The 18934-nt window shown below is 64.2% G+C and carries 11 protein-coding genes; 9 read left to right on the top strand and 2 right to left on the bottom strand.

Going from position 1 to position 18934, the window contains the following annotated elements; all coding sequences use genetic code 11:
- Window positions 1-313 precede the first annotated feature (313 nt).
- The 6 genes from lexA to uvrA all read left to right on the top strand — a co-directional run bounded on the left by lexA (window position 314) and on the right by uvrA (window position 10384).
- Window positions 314-931, top strand: coding sequence for a transcriptional repressor LexA (lexA, locus tag QMX97_RS26990; RefSeq protein WP_213554380.1), 618 nt, complete (start codon window positions 314-316; stop codon window positions 929-931).
- Window positions 931-1545: a translesion DNA synthesis-associated protein ImuA gene (gene imuA / locus QMX97_RS26985; RefSeq protein ID WP_065907693.1), complete on the top strand. Its 615-nt coding sequence runs from the start codon at window positions 931-933 to the stop codon at window positions 1543-1545. The genes lexA and imuA overlap by 1 nt, the downstream gene beginning before the upstream one ends.
- A 7-nt stretch (window positions 1546-1552) precedes the next feature.
- Window positions 1553-2965: a DNA polymerase Y family protein gene (locus QMX97_RS26980; protein WP_282397911.1), complete on the top strand. Its 1413-nt coding sequence runs from the start codon at window positions 1553-1555 to the stop codon at window positions 2963-2965.
- Complete coding sequence (locus QMX97_RS26975; RefSeq protein WP_282397910.1) at window positions 2941-6033, top strand: error-prone DNA polymerase; 3093 nt, start codon at window positions 2941-2943, stop codon at window positions 6031-6033. Before QMX97_RS26980 ends, QMX97_RS26975 begins: the two co-directional genes overlap by 25 nt.
- 125 nt (window positions 6034-6158) lie before the next feature.
- Complete coding sequence (locus tag QMX97_RS26970; protein ID WP_282397909.1) at window positions 6159-7859, top strand: ATP-binding protein; 1701 nt, start codon at window positions 6159-6161, stop codon at window positions 7857-7859.
- Between the two features lie 8 nt (window positions 7860-7867).
- On the top strand, window positions 7868-10384 hold the full coding sequence (uvrA, locus tag QMX97_RS26965) for an excinuclease ABC subunit UvrA (protein ID WP_282397908.1): 2517 nt from the start codon (window positions 7868-7870) through the stop codon (window positions 10382-10384).
- Between the two features lie 38 nt (window positions 10385-10422).
- On the opposite strand, the gene tkt is transcribed toward uvrA, so the two are convergent.
- A complete protein-coding gene (gene tkt, locus QMX97_RS26960; protein ID WP_282397907.1) occupies window positions 10423-12480 on the bottom strand; it encodes a transketolase in 2058 nt (685 codons plus the stop codon).
- Between the two features lie 174 nt (window positions 12481-12654).
- Here tkt and QMX97_RS26955 point away from each other — a divergent pair, with 174 nt between their 5' ends.
- Entirely contained in the window at window positions 12655-12879 is a 225-nt protein-coding gene (locus QMX97_RS26955; protein WP_065907703.1) for a DUF465 domain-containing protein, read from the top strand.
- 153 nt (window positions 12880-13032) lie between these two features.
- On the opposite strand, the gene QMX97_RS26950 is transcribed toward QMX97_RS26955, so the two are convergent.
- Complete coding sequence (locus QMX97_RS26950) at window positions 13033-14409, bottom strand: VOC family protein (protein WP_282397906.1); 1377 nt, start codon at window positions 14407-14409, stop codon at window positions 13033-13035.
- Between the two features lie 289 nt (window positions 14410-14698).
- Here QMX97_RS26950 and QMX97_RS26945 point away from each other — a divergent pair, with 289 nt between their 5' ends.
- Together QMX97_RS26945 and QMX97_RS26940 are read left to right on the top strand one after the other, a co-directional pair.
- Entirely contained in the window at window positions 14699-16108 is a 1410-nt protein-coding gene (locus tag QMX97_RS26945; protein ID WP_065907705.1) for an OprD family outer membrane porin, read from the top strand.
- A 69-nt stretch (window positions 16109-16177) separates the two neighbouring features.
- Entirely contained in the window at window positions 16178-18814 is a 2637-nt protein-coding gene (locus tag QMX97_RS26940; protein ID WP_282397905.1) for a glucosidase, read from the top strand.
- The last annotated feature ends 120 nt before the right edge of the window (window positions 18815-18934 follow it).

Here is an 18934-nt window from a genome sequence, read left to right as displayed (position 1 = left end):
ACTGTGGGAGCGGGGTTGCTCGCGAAAGCGGTGGGTCAGTTGCTGGAGAGGGTGGCTGGTCTGGCGCCTTCGCGAGCAAGCCCGCTCCCACATTTGGGGTGTATTCCAAGGTTAGAGCCGGGTTGTGTCGCCTGCTCAAATGCCGGTGCAGCACCCCGAATTCCAACCCGAACAGCGATCAAAACTGTGGGAGCGGGCTTGCTCGCGAAAGCGGTGGGTCAGTCGCTGCAGACGGTGGCTGATCCGGCGCCTTCGCGAGCAAACCCACCTTCAGACTGGCGGCTATTGTCAGAAAATTCCCACAGGAGTACAAATGTACTCCATGACGACTCTCACTCCCCGCCGTACTGCCATCCTGACCTTTATCCGCGACCGTATCGCGCAGCAAGGCCAGCCTCCGAGCCTCGCCGAGATCGCCGAGGCGTTTGGCTTCGCCTCTCGCAGCGTGGCGCGTAAACATGTGCTGGCCCTGACCGAAGCCGGCTTTATCGAGGTCAACCCCAACCAGGCCCGTGGTATTCGCCTGCTCAACCAACCGGCACGCCCCGAGTGGCTGGACATCCCGGTCCTCGGCCGAGTCGCCGCGGGCTCGCCCATCGGTGCCGATGCCGACGTGCACAGCCGCCTGCAACTCGACCCCGCCACCTTCGCGAAAACCCCGGACTATCTGTTGCGGGTGCAGGGCGACTCGATGATCGAGGATGGCATTCTCGACGGTGACCTGGTGGGCGTACGGCGCAGTGCCGAGGCCTTGAATGGGCAGATTGTGGTGGCGCGCCTGGACGGCGAAGTCACCATCAAGCGCTTCGAACGTCACGGCGAGCATGTACGCTTGCTACCGCGCAATCCTGCGTATCAACCCATCGTGGTCGGGCCCGATCAGGACCTGGCCATCGAAGGGGTGTTTTGCGGCCTGGTGAGGCAAGGCTGATGGGCGCCGTGGTTGCGTTGGATACGCTGTTCAATGGCGGCCGTGTCTGGAAGGGCCGACCTGCTGCGCCTCCGGCCAGCGTGCAGCCCACCGGGCTGGCGGCGTTGGATGCGGTGTTGCCGACGGGCGGCTGGCCGGAGTCGGCCTTGAGCGAAATCCTCATGGCCAAGGAAGGTGTAGGCGAGCTGCAGCTGGTGCTGCCGACCCTGGCGCGGCTGTCGGCGGCGGGCGAGCGCATTGTGTTGGTGGCGCCGCCTTACACGCCGTATCCGCATGCCTGGCAGAACGCCGGAGTGGATTTGCGTCAGCTCTCGGTGATCCAGGCCGAGGAGCGCGATGCCCTGTGGGCCGTGGAGCAATGCCTGCGCTCCGGCAGTTGCGGCGCGGTGCTGTGCTGGCCGCGCAAGGCCGATGATCGCGCGCTGCGCCGCTTGCAGGTGGCGGCGGAAACCGGGCAGACCCTGGCATTTGCCTGGCGTGCCTTGAGTGAGGCGGTCAACGCCTCGCCCGCCGCCTTGCGCCTGGTCGTCGAAGCCAGGCCGGCGCAGGTGCGGGTACTCAAATGCCGGGGCGGCCTGGCCCACCCGGCACCGATTGCACTGGCGGGGCACTGAGGTTGCCATGCGCTGGGTGTGTATTGTCTTCCCGCAATTGGCGCTGGACGGAGTCCAGCGCCTGTATCCCGAACCGGATCAACCGCTGGCGCTGCTGGCCGGCACGCCGCAGCGTCGCGTGCTGCAAGCCGTCAATGACGCTGCGCGAGCCTTGGGCCTGCGCCCCGGCCAATCCCTGACGGCCGCGCATGCACTGGCCAAGACCTTCACTTGCGCCGAATACGACCCGGCTGAAATAGAACGTTGGCAACAGTTCCTCGCCGCCTGGGCCTACCGCTTCAGCTCCCAGGTCAGTGTGTATTACCCACGCGCCTTGCTGTTCGAGATCGAGTCGAGCCTGGGGCTGTTCGGGCCGTGGGCGCAGTTCGAGGCACGCTTGCGCACGGAACTGACCGAGCTGGGTTTTCGCCACCGTATCGTCGCTGCGCCCAACCCGGCGGCGGCGCGGGTGCTGGCGAATATCTACGATGGCCTGGCCGTCAACGATGAGGGCTTGATGCAGGCCCTGGCGCCGCTGCCCATCGACCGCGCCGGCTTCGACCCTGCGGCGGCCACTGCCTTGTCGCGCATGGGCCTGCGCAGCCTGGCCCAGGTGCAGGCGCTGCCCCGGCATACCCTGGCGCGGCGCTTTGACGCCAGCCTGCTCAAGCACCTGGATGCGTTGAGCGGGCAGCGGCCCTTGGCGCTGGCGTTCTATCAGCCGCCGGACCAGTTCGATGTGCGCATCGAGTTGAATTTCGACGTGCAATCCCACCAGGCCTTGCTGTTTCCATTGCGCCGCTTGACCGGCGACCTGTCCGCCTTCCTCTGCGGCCGCGACAGTGGCGTGCAGCGCTTCGACCTGCACCTGGAACATGCCCAGGCGCCCGACAGTGTGATCAAGGTCGGCCTGCTGAGTGCCGAGCGCGAGCCGGCGATGCTCTTCGAGCTGGCCCGCGGGCGCCTGGAGCAGGTGCAAGTGACGTCACCGGTGCGCGGTTTTCGCCTGGTGGCCCAGGACTTGCCGGTCTTCGTCCCGCAACGCCAGGACCTGTTCGATGACCGTCCGCAGCAGACCTTGCCGTGGGAGCAACTGCGCGAGCGCTTGCGTGCGCGCCTGGGGGATGACGCGGTGCAAGGCCTGCGTTTTCACGCCGATCATCGCCCCGAGTGCGCCTGGCAAGCAGCGGCTGACAGTCGCGCATGCCCGACCTTGAGCAAGGTGCAACGCCCCGGCTGGCTGCTCAACGAACCGACGCTGCTGGCTGAGCAGGCGGTGCACATCCTGATGGGCCCGGAACGCATCGAGTCCGGCTGGTGGGATGGCGCCGATATTCGCCGCGACTACTACCTGATCCAGACCCGTGCCGGCCAGCAAGGCTGGGCCTATCGCACCGTGGGACAAAGCGATGGGTTGTGGCTGCAAGGCTGGTTCGCATGAGTTACGCCGAGCTGCATTGCCTGTCCAACTTCAGCTTCCAGCGCGGTGCTTCCAGTGCGCTGGAGTTGTTCGAGCGGGCCAAGCGCGAGGGCTACAGCGCCCTGGCGATTACCGACGAGTGCACCTTGTCGGGCATCGTGCGCGCCTGGCAGGCGGCCAAGGCGGTGGAGTTGCCGCTGATCATCGGCAGCGAGATGCGCATCGAGAACGGCCCGAAACTGGTGTTGCTGGTGGAAGACCTCAACGGCTACCAGCACCTGTGCCGGCTGATAACCCTGGCGCGGCGCCGGGCCGAAAAGGGCCAGTACCGACTGCTGCTGGAAGACTTCGAACAACCGCTGCCCGGCCTGCTGGCGCTGTGGGTCGCCGACGACCAGGACACCCAGGCCTCGGTCCAATGGCTGCGCCGCACCTTTGCCGAGCGCCTGTGGCTGGCGGTGCACCTGCACTGCGGCCAGGACGATGCACGCCACTTGGAGCAGCGCCTGCAACTGGCTGCCAGCCTGCAGATCCCGGCAGTGGCCTGCGGCGATGTGCACATGCATGCGCGCGGTCGCCGCGCCCTGCAGGACACCATGACCGCCATCCGCCATCACGTGCCGGTGGCCGAAGCCGGCACGCGCCTGCACCCCAACGGCGAGCGGCATTTGCGCAGCCTCGGTGCCCTTGCCGCGCTGTACCCGCCAGCGCTGCGCGATGAAACCCTGAACATCGCGCGTCGCTGCACTTTTGACTTGAGCCAGCTGCGCTATCACTACCCGCGCGAGCTGGTGCCCGAGGGCCATGACGCCAGGTCCTGGTTGCGCAGCGTGACCGAAGAAGGCATCGCCCAGCGCTGGCCGCACGGGGTGGACGCCAAGACCTTGCAGCAGATCAATCACGAGCTGCAATTGATCAGCGACCTGGGCTACGAAAGTTACTTCCTCACGGTGCACGACATCGTGCGCTTCGCCCGCAGCCGTTCGATCCTGTGCCAGGGCCGGGGATCGGCGGCCAACTCGGCGGTGTGTTTTGCCCTGGGCATCACCGAGATCGACCCGAGCCTGACCGACATGCTGTTCGAGCGTTTCCTGTCCAAGGAGCGCAACGAGCCGCCGGACATCGACGTCGACTTCGAACACGAACGCCGCGAAGAAGTGCTGCAGTACGTGTTCCAGCGCTACGGTCGCACCCGCGCGGCGCTGACGGCGGTGGTCAGCAGTTACCACGCGGCCGGCGCGGTGCGCGATGTGGCCAAGGCCCTGGGCTTGCCGCCGGACCAGATCAACGCCCTGGCCGAATGCTGCGGGCGCTGGAGCGATGATGCACCGCCACTGGAACGCCTGCGCGAAGGTGGTTTCGACCCGCACAGCCCGATCCTGCGCCGCGTGCTCACCCTCACGCAGCAACTGATCGGCTTCCCCCGGCACTTGTCCCAGCACCCTGGCGGCTTCGTGATTTCCGAGTACCCGCTGGACACCCTGGTGCCGGTGGAAAACGCCGCCATGGCCGAGCGCACCATCATCCAGTGGGACAAGGACGACCTCGACGCCGTCGGCCTGCTCAAGGTGGATATCCTGGCGCTGGGCATGCTCAGCGCGATCCGCCGCTGTTTCGATCTGCTGCGCCGTCATCGCAATCGCGACCTGGCCCTGGCGACGATCCCCAAGGAAGACCCGGCCACCTACGCGATGATCAGCAAGGCCGACACCATCGGCGTGTTCCAGATCGAGTCGCGGGCGCAGATGTCGATGTTGCCAAGGCTCAAGCCAAAGACCTTTTATGACCTGGTGATCGAAGTCGCGATTGTGCGGCCGGGGCCGATCCAGGGCGGCATGGTGCATCCGTACCTGCGGCGGCGGAACAAGGAAGAGCCGGAAACCTACCCGTCGCCGCAGCTGGAAGCGGTGCTCAAACGCACCCTGGGCATCCCGTTGTTCCAGGAGCAGGTGATGCAGATTGCCATGGTCGCCGCCGACTACGGCCCCGGCGAGGCCGACCAGCTGCGCCGTTCGATGGCCGCCTGGAAACGCCACGGCGGCCTGGAACCGCATCAGCAGCGCCTGCGTACCGGCATGCTCAAGAATGGCTACAGCGAGGCGTTTGCCGCGCAGATTTTCGAGCAGATCAAGGGCTTTGGCAGCTATGGCTTTCCCGAGTCCCATGCGGCCAGTTTCGCCTTGCTGACCTACGCCAGTTGCTGGCTCAAATGCCATGAGCCGGCGGCCTTCGCCTGCGCGCTGATCAACAGCTGGCCGATGGGTTTCTACAGCCCGGACCAGATCCTGCAGGACGCGCGACGCCATCGCTTGCAGGTCCGTGCGGTGGACGTGCAGGCCAGTGACTGGGATTGCAGCCTGGAGCCGAGCGACGGCGAACAGCCGGCGATTCGCCTGGGCTTGCGCATGATCTCGGGGTTTCGCGAAGAGGATGCGCGGCGCATCGAGGCGGCGCGCCAGCGTCGGGCCTTCAGTGACATCGCCGACCTGGACGAACGCGCCGGGCTGGATCCCCGCGCCCAGGCCTTGCTGGCGGATTCCGGGGCCTTGCGCGCCCTGGCCGGCAATCGGCACAAGGCGCGCTGGGACGTGGCCGGGGTGCATAAACAGTTGGGGTTGTTCGCCGGTTTGCCGAGCCCCGACGAGGCGCAGGTGGAGCTGCCTGCACCCACGGTGGGTGAGGACCTGCACGCCGATTACGCCACCGTCGGCACGACTCTCGGGCCGCATCCCTTGGCGCTGCTGCGCGCGGAGCTGCGCAGACGACGCTGCCGCAGCTCGCAGGAATTGCTTGCGGTGGAGCATGGGCGCAACGTCAGCATCGCCGGGCTGGTCACCGGTCGCCAGCGTCCTGGCACCGCCAGCGGCGTCACGTTCGTCACCCTGGAAGATGAGTTCGGCAACCTCAATGTGGTGGTCTGGCGCGACCTGGCCGAGCGCCAGCGCCAGGCCCTGGTGGGCTCGCGGCTGCTCAAGGTGGACGGGCGCTGGGAAGCGGTGGGCGAGGTCCGGCACCTGATTGCCGGGCGCCTGACCGACCTGACGCCGCTGCTGGAGGGGATCACGGTGCGGAGTCGGGATTTTCACTGAGGGGAGTTGCCGCCGCCGCTGCGGATACGTTATATGCAATGAAACGTTTCACGGCTGCCGGGCTCCAAGGTTTTATCACGGCTATCGCCCCACCCATTCACCCATCCGTTCGCCAAGAGCCCACCATGCAGTTTTTATCCAATACCCACGGTTGTGAAGGTTGGGGCGGTGAAATGGCCCAGCGGATCCGCGCCTTCGACTGGTCTTCGACCGAGCTTGGGCCGATTGAGAAATGGCCCTGCAGCCTGAGCAGCAGCGTGCAGATGCTGCTGGCCTCGCCCATGCCGATGGTGATGCTGTGGGGGGCGGCGGGCTACATGATTTACAACGACAGCTATTCGGTGTTTGCCGGCGGCCGGCATCCCTACCTGCTGGGCACGGCGGTGGAACTGGGCTGGCCTGAGGTCGCCGATTTCAACCGGCATGTGCTGGATACGTGCCTGGCGGGCGGCACTTTGTCCTACCGCAATTTTCCGTTGGAGTTGCTGCGTAACGGCGTGCCGGAAGAGGTCTGGATGGACCTCACCTACAGCCCCATCGCCGATGACCACCAGCAACCTGCCGGGGTCCTGGTGATCGTGAACGAGACCACCGAGCACGTGAAATCCGAACGAGTGCGCCAGGAACTCACGCATAACCTGGAGCAACGCGTCGCCGCCGAAGTGCAGGCGCGTTCCGCCGCCGAAGAGCAACTGCGCCAAGCGCAAAAGCTCGAAGCCATCGGCGGGCTGACCGGCGGCGTCGCCCACGACTTCAACAACCTTTTGCAAGTGATCGCCGGCAACCTGCACCTGCTGGCCCGTCATGAGCCGGACAATCCCCAGGTACAGCGCCGCGTCACGGCGGCTATTGCGGCGGTGGAGCGGGGCGCCAAGCTGTCCTCGCAACTGCTCGCCTTCGCGCGGCGCCAACCGTTGTCACCGGCGGTGTACAACCCGCAGCGCATCTACGCAGGCCTGGGCGAGCTGCTGCAGCGCGCGCTGGGCGAAACCATCCATATCGACGTGCAATTGCCCCAGGATTCCTGGTGCATCAATGTCGACCGCAACCAGTTGGAAAACGCGCTGCTCAACCTGGCGATCAATGCCCGTGACGCCATGCAGGGCGAGGGCGTGATTCGCATCACCGGCGAAAATATCATTCTCAACCCTGCCGAGTGCGTGGGTAAAAGCATCAAGCCGGGTGAGTATGTGCGCCTGGCGGTCACGGATATCGGCGTGGGCATGCCGCCGGCGATCCTGGCGCGAGTGTTCGAACCGTTCTTCACCACCAAGCGTAGTGGCCACGGCACCGGCCTTGGCTTGAGCATGGTGTTCGGCTTCGTGCGCCAGAGCGGCGGGCATGTCGACGTGTGGAGCGAAGAGGGCAAGGGCACCGTGGTGCAGATGTATTTCCCGCGCAACCTGGGTGAAGAGAGCCAGGACACCCACGCCGAACCGGTGCTGCCGGCCAACGGGCATGAGACGGTGCTGGTGGTCGAAGACAACGAAGACGTGCGCGTGACGGTCGTCGAGCTGCTCGAGCAGGCGGGCTACACCGTGCTCACCGCCGAAGACGGCGACCAGGCGATGCACCTGCTGCAGTCCGGCGTGCTGCCCGAGCTGATCTTCACCGATGTCGTGATGCCCGGCCGGGTCAAGAGCACCGACCTGGCCAACTGGGCGCGCGCCCAGGAGCCACCGATCGCGGTGCTGTTCACCTCCGGGCACACCCGCGACATTCTTTCCGGGAATCACCTGCTGAGCCCCGACATTCATCTGCTGAGCAAGCCCTACAGCCCCGAAGCCCTGGCGCAACGGGTGCGCAGCGTGCTCACCGCTCGATAAGGTTGACCATGACTTCACAGCGCGACATCCCCGCCCTCACTGCCCAGCGACCAGGCTTCGTCCGGGTGCGCGGCGCCCGCGAACACAACCTGCAGAACGTCGATGTGGACATCCCGCGCGATGCCTTGGTGGTGTTCACCGGCGTGTCCGGCTCGGGCAAGTCGTCGCTGGCGTTTTCCACGGTGTATGCCGAGGCCCAGCGGCGTTATTTCGAATCGGTGGCGCCGTATGCGCGGCGACTGATCGATCAGGTCGGCGTGCCGGATGTGGACTCCATCGAAGGCCTGCCTCCGGCCGTGGCCCTGCAACAGCAGCGCGGCACGCCGAGCGCGCGGTCCTCGGTGGGCAGCGTCACGACCTTGTCGAGCCTGATCCGCATGCTGTACTCGCGCGCCGGCAGCTATCCGGCGGGCCAGGCGATGCTGTATGCCGAGGATTTCTCACCGAATCTGCCGCAGGGCGCGTGCCCGCAATGCCATGGCCTGGGTCGGGTGTACGAGGTAACCGAGGCGCTGATGGTGCCGGACCCTTCGTTGACCATCCGCCAGCGCGCCGTGGCGTCGTGGCCGCTGGCGTGGCAGGGCCAGAACCTGCGCGACATCCTGGTGACCCTCGGCTATGACGTCGACATTCCATGGCGCGACCTGCCGAAAAAGCAGCGCGACTGGATCCTCTTTACCGAAGAAACCCCGACCGTGCCGGTGTACGCCGGCTTCACCCCACAGCAGACCCGCGAGGCGTTGAAACGCAAACTGGAGCCGAGTTACCAGGGCACGTTCAGTGGCGCGCGGCGCTATATCCTGCACACTTTCACCCACACCCAAAGCGCGCTGATGAAAAAACGCGTGTCGCAATTCATGCAGGGCAGCGCCTGCCCGCTGTGCGAGGGCAAGCGCCTGACCAAGGCCGCGCTGTCGGTGAAGTTTGCCGGGCTGGATATCGGGGAATTGTCGCAACGTTCGCTGACCCAGCTGGCCGAAGTGCTGCGCCCGATAGCGGCGGGGCAGGACACGATGAAGCTGTCGGTGGAAAAGCGCCTGGCCGCCCAGCGCATTGCCCAGGATTTGCTCGAACGCGTGAGTACCTTGACCGACTTGGGGCTGGGTTACCTGTCCCTGGAGCGCAGCACGCCGACGTTGTCGTCCGGCGAGTTGCAGCGCCTGCGCCTGGCCACGCAATTGGGCTCGCAGTTGTTCGGTGTGATTTATGTGCTGGACGAGCCCTCGGCGGGCTTGCACCCGGCGGATGGCGAAGCACTGTTCACTGCGCTGGATCGCTTGAAAGCGGCGGGGAATTCGCTGTTTGTGGTGGAACACGACCTGGAAACCATGCGCCGCGCCGACTGGCTGATCGACGTCGGCCCGGCGGCTGGCGAGCATGGCGGCCACGTACTGTATAGCGGGCCACCGGCGGGTTTGGCCAAGGTCGAGGCCTCGCAGACCCGTGACTACCTGTTCGCCGCACGGCGCCCGTCGAGCGCAGCGCAACGCCAGCCCAGCGGCTGGTTGCAGCTGGAAGGCGTGACGCGCAATAACCTCAAGGACCTGGCGGTGGAGTTTCCGTTGGGCTGCTTCACGGCGGTGACGGGCATCTCCGGCTCGGGCAAATCCAGCCTGGTCAGCCAGGCGTTGCTGGAGCTGGTAAGTGGCGGCCTCGGCAGCCGGGTGGAAACCGACGAGGAACCCAGCCTGGAAGACGATGCACCGCAAACCAGCGGCGGGCGCATCAGTGCCGGGCTGGAGCAGATCCGCCGCCTGGTGCAGGTCGACCAGAAACCCATCGGCCGCACGCCGCGTTCCAACCTGGCGACCTACACCGGATTGTTCGACCACGTGCGCAAACTGTTCGCGGCCACCCCGGCGGCGAAGAAACGCCATTACGATGCCGGGCAGTTCTCCTTCAATGTCGCCAAGGGCCGTTGCCCGAACTGCGAAGGCGAGGGTTTTGTCAGCGTTGAATTGCTGTTCATGCCCAGCGTGTATGCGCCATGCCCGACCTGCCACGGCGCGCGCTACAACCCCGAGACCCTGGCGATCCAATGGCAAGGCCTGAGCATCGCCCAGGTGCTGGGGCTCACGGTGGAACAGGCGGTAGAGGTGTTTGCCGAGGAGCCTGGCGTACTGCGCTCATTGCAAGTACTGCGCGATATCGGCCTGGGCTACCTGCGCCTGGGCCAGCCGGCGACCGAGCTGTCGGGGGGTGAAGCGCAGCGCATCAAGCTAGCCACCGAGCTGCAACGCAATGCGCGCGGCGCCACGTTATATGTGCTGGATGAGCCGACAACCGGCTTGCACCCACGGGATGTCGACCGCCTGCTCAGCCAGTTGAACCATCTGGTGGACGCGGGGCATACGGTGGTCGTGGTGGAGCATGAAATGCGCGTGGTGGCCCAGAGTGACTGGGTGATTGATATCGGGCCCGGGGCCGGGGATTTGGGCGGCAAGGTGGTTGCCAGTGGCACGCCGCAGAAGGTCGCGAAAAGCAAGAAAAGCCGCACCGCCGCCTTCCTCGCCAAGGAGCTCTGACCCCCTGTAGGCGCCCGGCAAGCCGGGCGCCTTCCGTGTCAGGCTTGCTGGATCTGTTGCTTGGCCTGCTTCACCACATTCTCCACGGTAAAGCCGAACTTCTCCTGCAGCTTCGCCAACGGCGCCGACGCGCCGAAGCTGTTCATCACCACCTTGGCGCCGGTCTGGCCGACATAGCGGTCCCAACCCAGCGGGCCTGCCTGTTCGACCACCACGCGTGCTTTCACGGCGGGCGGCAATACACTGTCGCGGTAGGCCTGGTCCTGCTCTTCAAACAGTTCCCAGCTCGGCATCGAGACCACTTGCGCGGCGATCCCCTCAGCCTTGAGCTGCTCATAGGCTGCCACCGCCAGGCTGACTTCGCTACCCGTCGCCAACAGCAGGACTTTAGGCTGCTCAGCCCCGGCCAGCACATACGCGCCCTTGGCCGCTCCGGATGCGGGTGCGTACTTTGACCGATCCAGCGTCGGCAACGGCTGGCGCGACAACACCACGCAACTCGGACGATGGGTTTGTGCCAGGGCGACTTTCCACAGTTCGAGGGTTTCATTCGCGTCGCCTGGGCGCAGGGTGAGCAACCCCGGTGTGGCGCGCAGTTGGGTCAAATGCTCGATTGGCTGGTGCGTCGGCCCGTCCTCGCCGACGCCAATCGAGTCGTGGGTGAATACGAACACCACCGGAAGCTCCATGATCGCCGCCAGGCGGATCGGCGGTTTCATGTAGTCGCTGAACACCAGGAACGTCGAGGTGTACGGCCGCAGGTAAGACAGCGCCATGCCATTGGCAATCGCGCCCATCGCATGCTCGCGGATGCCGAAATGCAGGTTGCGCCCGCTGTAGTCGTCGGCGCTGAAACGCCCGGCACCGTCGAAGGTGAGGTTGGTCTTGGTCGAGGGCGACAAGTCTGCCGAGCCGCCGAGCAACCATGGGATCTGCTGGGCAAACGCGTTCAGCACTTCACCACCGGCGGCGCGGCTGGCTACTCCCTTGGCATCGGTGTCGAAGCTGGGCAAGCCGTCCTGCCAATGCTCGGGCATTTCACCGGCGCGCATGCGCTGCAGTTCATCGGCCAGCTCCGGTTCATATTGCTCCAGGTGCGTCAGGTGCTGCTTCCAGGCGTCATACAGTGGCCGGCTGCGCTCCAGCAGCACATCACGCAGCACTGTGCGCGCTTCATCGGGCACCAGGAAACTGGAATCCTGCGGCCAGCCGTACGCGGCCTTGGTCAGGCGGATTTCCTCGTCGCCCAACGGCTCGCCGTGCGCGGCGGCAGTGTTGTGCTTGTGGGGCGAGCCGTAGCCGATCACGCTGTCGACCACGATCAGGGTCGGGGCGCCGGTGTTGGCCTTGAAGGTCTCCAGGGCGGTGCTCAGGGCCTGCAAGTCATTTGCGTCGGTCACGTGCAAGGTGTACCAGCCATAGGCCTGGAAGCGCTTGATCACGTTTTCGCTGAAGGCCAGTTCGGTATGGCCTTCGATGCTGATGGTGTTGTTGTCGTAGATCCAGCACAGGTTATCCAGCTTCAAGTGCCCGGCCATCGAGGCGGCTTCGCTGCTGATGCCTTCCATCATGTCGCCGTCACCGCACAGGGTGTAGACGTTGTAGTCGAACAGCACCTTGCCATCGCGGTTGAAGCGTTGACCCAGCCAGCGTTCGGCCATGGCCATGCCGACACTGTTGGCGCAGCCCTGGCCGAGGGGGCCGGTGGTGGTTTCCACGCCGGTGGTCATGCGGTACTCGGGATGGCCCGGGGTCTTGGAGCTCATTTGCCGGAACTGCTTGATGTCGTCCAGGCTGATCGCCGGTTGCCCCGAGCGCTTGCCATGCGCATCGATCTCGACCACGCCGGCCAGGTGCAACAGCGAGTACAGCAGCATCGACGCATGCCCCACCGACAGCACGAAGCGGTCGCGGTTGGGCCAGTCGGGATGGTCCGGGTGGTAGCGCAGGAAGCGGCTCCACAATGTGTATCCCACCGGCGCCAGGCCCATGGGCGTCCCCGGATGGCCGGAATTGGCCTTCTGCACAGCGTCCATGGCCAGGGTGCGAATAGTATTGATGCATTGGGTGTCGACAGCAGTGGCAGCGTGAGTCATGAAACCGGTCTCCCTCAGGGTGCGATCTACAGTGGAGGGCAGGGCACGGCAAAGGTTTGATCGCATCGCCGGCGTTGCGACGAACGGGGATGGTTTGACCCCGGACATGACAAGACCCCTTGGAATGGGCTAGCTTCAAGGCTGTAGCCATTGATCAACTTGCGGAGGTACGCCATGCCAGTGAAACACGACCTATACCAGGACTTGGGTTTTACCAAGGAAGTCGTTCACGAACGCAGGGCCAGCGACAAACGCCTGGACTCGCTGTTCAGTCAATACGACGCAGCCGACGCCGCGGTGCTGAAGGCGGAGTCTGCCAGTGCCAGCGATGAGGACGTGGAGAAGCTGAAGAAGAAACGCTTGTTGGTCAAAGATGAGATCGTGGGGCGGCTGGGATAAGCCGTGCGCTTGCAACGAAACGGTAATTTTTGTTCAGAATTGTCTGAGGGACATCTTCCACTTCGCTGCTTATGATGCCGACCGCCCACCCGGCTCTGGGGACTGTTGCGGCGCCAGGACGGCGCTGGTGAGCCGGGTGGGTACTCGGTCTTTTTACCCCAGCAGCGCGCGGGTGCACTCATCGATAGAGCGCTGCTGCGTCTCGCCGTACAGCTGCAATTCATCGATTGTCTGGCGCCCCAGCGCCTTCTCGAACTCGGCCTTGTTCGAATTGGCTGCGTAGTGGCTCTGCGCCGCGTCCCCCAGGTTTGACTGAAATATCCCCGCCGCACTCACTGGCAGGAAATCCTCATACACCAACGGTTCCACGTCCACATGACCGGCCGCGATCAGCGCTGGCAGCGTACGCGGCTGATCGGCTTGGCCGCGTGCCGCCAGGCCCTTGTCCGTGGCGAAGTAGCGGAAGTACGCCAGGTCGTGTTCGCGCATCTGCGCGTGGTCATCCGGGAAGGCCTGGAAGTGTTGCTCCATCAATTGCATATAGCGTGCGGCGTTGCCCTCATTGGGGAAAGCGCCGAGTTCGTCGCGGGCGGCGTTCAGCAGTTGGTCGTACAGCGCACGGCCCTTGGGGGTGAGCGCGACGCCGCGTTGTTCGATTTCACCGAAGCGCGCGCTGTGGCTGCCTTGGGCGTCGGTGAAGGCGATGGGTTCGTCGAGGGCCTTGAAGCTGGTCTGGCGCAGCAGGATCGGGCAACGACGGCGGGGTGGGCCTTCGATCACGGCCTTGGGCGTGATGCCCTTGCCGGGCATGGCGGCCTGCACCTGGTCGATGTCCAGCGTGCGCGGGGTCAGGTGGTTGATGTGCGGGCCCTTGAAGGCCACTACGTCGGCGATCAGGCGGTGCTGGTCGCTGAGTTGCTGGTACTGTGCGGCGGTGACGGTGGCGGTGTGGTGCCAGCGAAAGGTCTCCAGGGCCTGGCGGATGAAGGCCTCCGCATCGTTGGCGTCGAGGCCGCCGTCCTGCTCCGCTTGTTCGATCAGCGCGAGGGCGCCGGGGGTAAAGATCGCCCGCTTGGCCAGGGCCGCTTCGGCGAAGGCGCGCAGCTCAGGACTTTCGATCAGCTCCAGGCGCAGCAGCGAGGTGAATACGCGAAACGGGCTGGTTTGCAGCGCGCTTTCATGTACCGCGCGAAACGCCGTGGAATGCACCGGCACGCCGGCGGGCGTCAGGTCGTAGTAGCCCACCGGTTGCATGCCCATCACCGCAAACAGGCGGCTGATGGTCGCCAGCTCCGCAGCAGTGCCCAGGCGGATGGCGCCGTGACGCTCCTGGTCCAGGCGCTGGATTTCCCCGGTGCGCTGCAGCTGTTGCGCCAGGGCCGGTTCGCGCTCGAATACGCGGGTATTGGTCTCGGCCACCAGCTCCATCAGCGCCCCATACAACGGAACTTCATCTCGGTACATATCGGACATGGCCTTGGAAAAGCCCTTGCGGATCTCGTCGGGGCTGACATGTGCGCTGGTGTGCATAGAAAAATTCCTGATGGCTTTGCCGATGAAGGTGACCGTTCGCTGGATTTTGTTGAGCTGCAGGTGAGGTTGCAAACGAAGATTCCTCTGGACTTCATTCTGCAAATGAATGAGATGACGCGAATATGACAAAAAACGGCCGGCTGGAAATTTCATTTTTCCGAGCCTTTCCTAACTAATTCTTCACGGAGTCAGCCCCATCCGCCATGAAAGAATCGTCACGTTTGCAAGGATGAAAACGTCGTTTCGCACATCGCACACATAAAAATATGTTTAGGGGCCGTCGTTAATGAAAATTTCTACACTGGCGTTATCCATCACCGCCGCCGTTCTTGCACAACACGCATTGGCTGATGATTTCGGGCTCGGTTCGCTGGGCACGGGCAACGGTCACAGCGGCTTTCTCGAAGACAGCCACGCCGCTGTCAGTTCGCGGACCATGTACTACAGCGCGGATAACCGCTCGGGGACCAACAACGATCTGCGCGAAGCCGCGACATTGCTGCGCTTCGACTATAAATCCGGCTACACCCAAGGCACCCTGGGTGTCGGTTTCGACGTCATGGCCTTTGGCGCGCTGCGCCTGGACGGCGGCGATGGCCACACCGCGGGCCCTGGCCTGTCGGGTAACGGCAACAGTTTCTTCCCGACCAAGAACAACGGCACCGAGCCGGCCGATTCCTTTGGTCGTGCGGCGGGTAACGTGAAGTTCCGCATTTCCCAGACCGAGTTGCACGTCGGGGGTGGCTTGGCGCCGGTGTTGCCGATCCTGGTCTCCAACGACAGCCGCGTGGCACCGCAGACCTTTGACGGCGGCATCCTCACCTCCAGCGACATTCCCAACGTGACGTTCACCGGTGGTGAATTGAACCGCGCCGAAGGCCGTGCCTCCAGCAACTCCACAGGCTTGAGCGTTGCCGGTGGCCAGCGCGACAGCGACAGCTTCAAGTTCGGTGGGCTGGACTACAAACCGTTTGGTTCTTCCGACAACGTCGTCGCGAAAAACCTGACGTTGCAGTACTACTACGCCCAACTGCAAGACTTCTACAAACAGAACTACTTCGGCCTGGTCCACGTGCTGCCGCTGGGCAATGACCAGTCGTTCAAGACTGACCTGCGCTACTTCGACAGCACCAGCGACGGCAAGAACGGCGAGAGCGGCTACCAGTTCAACAACAACGGCGGTTACGCCAAGCACGCCAACGAAGTCGACAACAAAACCTACAGTGCCGCCTTCACCTACCAGTTGGGCGGCAGCAGCCTGATGCTGGGCCACATTGGTGTGGGTGACGATGGCGGTTTTGTCTGGGTCAACCAGGGCAGCATCGCCGACCCGCACGCGCAAGGCGCCGGCGGCAGCGACTTCTACCTGTTCACCGACGCCGTGGTCGGCCAGTTCTCCCGAGCCGGCGAGCAGGTCAACTTCGGTCAGTACTCGTATGACTTCAAGGCTTACGTACCGGGCCTGAAGGCGTCCGTGGCGTACCTGGACGGCTCGGACATCAAGTCGAAGGTGGCCGGTGGTCCGGACCAGAAAGAAAACGAAACCGACTTCCGCCTGGACTACGTTGTGCAGGCCGGTCCTCTGAAAGGCTTCGGTACCACCTTCCGTACCGGTACCTACCACGGCAAAAACACCGGCACCGCCGACCAGGACCAGACACGCCTGATCTTCAACTACACGTACGCGATCTTCTAAGTCTTCATGTGCACCCGGGCGTCATTGGGTTCTACACTGCTCCTCACCTGGTAGGCGATGGAGGACCCAATGACGGCCACACCCAACACCCGAATACTGGACACGATTGAAGGCCAACGCCTGGCGACGCCGGATGCCGAACGTTGGCGCGAGTGGGGCCCCTATCTGAGCGAACGCCAATGGGGCACGGTGCGCGAAGACTACAGCGCCGATGGCGATGCCTGGACCTATTTCCCCCATGAACATGCACGCAGCCGCGCCTACCGCTGGGGCGAGGATGGGCTTGCCGGTTTCAGTGACAAGGCGCAACGCTGGTGCCTGGGCCTGGCCTTGTGGAACGAGCGCGACACGATCCTCAAGGAACGCCTGTTCGGCCTGAATAACGCCGAAGGCAACCACGGTGAAGACGTCAAGGAACTGTACTTTTTCGTCGATGGCGTACCGAGCCATGCCTACATGCGCATGCTCTACAAATACCCGCACGCAGCCTTTCCCTACGCTGACCTGACCGCCGAGAACGGGCGCCGCGGGTTGGACGATGCAGAGTATGAAATCCTCGATACCGGCGTGTTTGAAGACAACCGTTACTGCGACATCAGCGTCGAATACGCCAAGCACGCGCCCGACGACATCTTCATGCGCGTCACCGTCCACAACCGCTCCGAACAGCCAACGCGCTTGCAGGTATTGCCGCAACTGTGGGCGCGCAATGACTGGAGCTGGACCTTCGACGCGCCCAAGCCAGCGTTGACGCTGGACACTGATCGGGTGCTGGCCCGGCATCACGAACTCGACGATCGCCATCTCAGCGCCTGGGGCCAGGAGGGGGTGGAATGGCTATTCTGCGAAAACCAGACCAACTTTCCCAAGCTCGACGGACAACCGACGCCGGGGCCGTTCAAGGATGGCATCAACGATTACGTGGTGGACGGCGTTGCCACGGCGATTCGCCGCGACGCCGGCACCAAGGTCGCCGCGCGGTTTAGCCTCGAACTCGCAGGCCTTGAGCATAAAACCCTGTACCTGCGTTTTGCCCCGACGGACGCGCCCGAGGTCAATGCGCGCAAGCTGTTCGACTTGCGCCGCCTGGAGGCGGATGAGTTCTACGCCGCCTTGCAGCACGGCATCGCCGATGACGACGCGCGCAATGTGCAGCGCCAGGCGCTGGCCGGATTGCTGTGGTCCAAGCAGCTGTACTATTTTGATGTGAACCAGTGGCTTGACGGAGACCCGGCCCAACCTGCGCCGCCGCCCGAACGCCTGCATTTTCGCAATACCCATTGGCGGCACCTGTCCAACTTCGACATCCTCTCCATGCCTGACACCTGGGAGTACCCGTGGTACGCCTCCTGGGACCAGGGCTTCCAGGCCGTGGCCTTTGCGCTGATTGATCCCGGGTATGCCAAGCAACAATTGCTGCTGCTGGTCAAAGACCGGTTCATGCACCCCAACGGCCAGCTGCCGGCCTATGAGTGGCGGTTCGATGATGCCAACCCGCCGGTGCATGCCTGGGCCAGTTGGCGTGTGTATCAGCAGGACAAGGCGCTGACCGGCGTCGGCGATATGGATTTCCTCGAGCGAATCTTCCACAAGCTGCTGCTGAATTTTTCCTGGTGGGTCAACCGCAAGGACGCCGAGGGGCGCAACCTGTTCCAGGGCGGTTTCCTCGGCCTGGACAATATCGCCTTGTTCGACCGCTCGGCCGCGTTGCCGCCGGGCTATCAACTGGACCAGGCCGACGGTACGGCGTGGGTCGCGGCGTACGCACTGGACCTGATGCGCATCGGGCTGGAGCTGGCCAAGCGCAACGTCGTCTATGTCGATATCGCGGTGAAGTTCTTCGAGCATTTCCTCTATATCGCCGGCGCGATCAACCGGGTCGATGACAGCGCCGAAGGACTGTGGGACGAGCAGGACCGGTTTTTCTACGACGTGCTGCACCGTCCCGATGGCCAGAGCGAGCCGGTACGCCTGCGTTCGATTGTCGGCCTGATGCCGTTGTTCGCGGTGCTGGTACTGGAGCAGCGCGAACATGAGGGCCTTGAAGGTCTGCGCGAGCGCCTGCTGGGCTTCATGCACCACCGGCCGGACCTGGCCAAGCTGGTGTCGCGCTGGAACGAACCGGGGCAGGGCAATCGCCTGTTGCTGGCCTTGTTGCGGGGCGAGCGCACCAAGGACTTGCTGCGGCGCATGCTCGATGACAACGAGTTTCTCTCGGCGTTTGGTGTGCGCTCCTTGTCCAAGGCCTTCGCCGAGCAGCCGCTGGGGCTGAAGATGAATGGCGACACCTTGTGCGCGCGCTACCAGCCTGGCGAATCCGATTCGCGCCTGTACGGCGGCAACTCCAACTGGCGCGGGCCGCTGTGGATGCCGGTGAACTACATGCTGATCGAATCGCTGCGCGAATTTCACCGCTACTACGCGGATAACTTCTCGGTGGAGTACCCGACGGGCAGCGGTTATCTGGCGTCCCTTGAAGAAGTGGCCGACAGCCTCAGCCAACGTCTCACGCGATTGTTTTTGCGCGATGAAGATGGCCTGCGCCCGTCGATGGCGGGCTATGCGCAATTGGAAGCAGACCCGGCCAGTCGCGACCTGGTGTTGTTCCATGAGTATTTCCATGGCGAAACCGGGCGTGGGTTGGGGGCGTCGCACCAGACGGGGTGGAGTGCGTTGGTGGCGTTGTTGCTGCAGCCGAAAATATAGGTTGCGCCACTGATCTGCTTTTCTGTGGGAGCTGGCTTGCCTGCGATGGCGTCGGCACTGCCCGCATCACGGTTGTCGGGGCCACCGCTATCGCAGGCAAGCCAGCTCCCACATTGAAAA

Source organism: Pseudomonas sp. PS01298, assembly GCF_029959745.1.
Taxonomy (GTDB): Bacteria; Pseudomonadota; Gammaproteobacteria; order Pseudomonadales; family Pseudomonadaceae; genus Aquipseudomonas; species Aquipseudomonas aylmerensis.
The sequence above is the reverse complement of the archived record's forward strand: the minus strand, read 5'-3'. Positions and strand labels throughout refer to the sequence as shown.

What these genes read in the sequence shown, in the direction of transcription:
- lexA (WP_213554380.1), top strand. Translation starts at nt 314, where the DNA reads ATGTACTCCATGACGACTCTCACTCCCCGCCGTACTGCCATCCTGACC.
- imuA (WP_065907693.1), top strand. Translation starts at nt 931, where the DNA reads ATGGGCGCCGTGGTTGCGTTGGATACGCTGTTCAATGGCGGCCGTGTC.
- QMX97_RS26980 (WP_282397911.1), top strand. Translation starts at nt 1,553, where the DNA reads ATGCGCTGGGTGTGTATTGTCTTCCCGCAATTGGCGCTGGACGGAGTC.
- QMX97_RS26970 (WP_282397909.1), top strand. Translation starts at nt 6,159, where the DNA reads ATGCAGTTTTTATCCAATACCCACGGTTGTGAAGGTTGGGGCGGTGAA.
- uvrA (WP_282397908.1), top strand. Translation starts at nt 7,868, where the DNA reads ATGACTTCACAGCGCGACATCCCCGCCCTCACTGCCCAGCGACCAGGC.
- tkt (WP_282397907.1), bottom strand. Translation starts at nt 12,480, where the DNA reads ATGACTCACGCTGCCACTGCTGTCGACACCCAATGCATCAATACTATT.
- QMX97_RS26955 (WP_065907703.1), top strand. Translation starts at nt 12,655, where the DNA reads ATGCCAGTGAAACACGACCTATACCAGGACTTGGGTTTTACCAAGGAA.
- QMX97_RS26950 (WP_282397906.1), bottom strand. Translation starts at nt 14,409, where the DNA reads ATGCACACCAGCGCACATGTCAGCCCCGACGAGATCCGCAAGGGCTTT.
- QMX97_RS26945 (WP_065907705.1), top strand. Translation starts at nt 14,699, where the DNA reads ATGAAAATTTCTACACTGGCGTTATCCATCACCGCCGCCGTTCTTGCA.
- QMX97_RS26940 (WP_282397905.1), top strand. Translation starts at nt 16,178, where the DNA reads ATGACGGCCACACCCAACACCCGAATACTGGACACGATTGAAGGCCAA.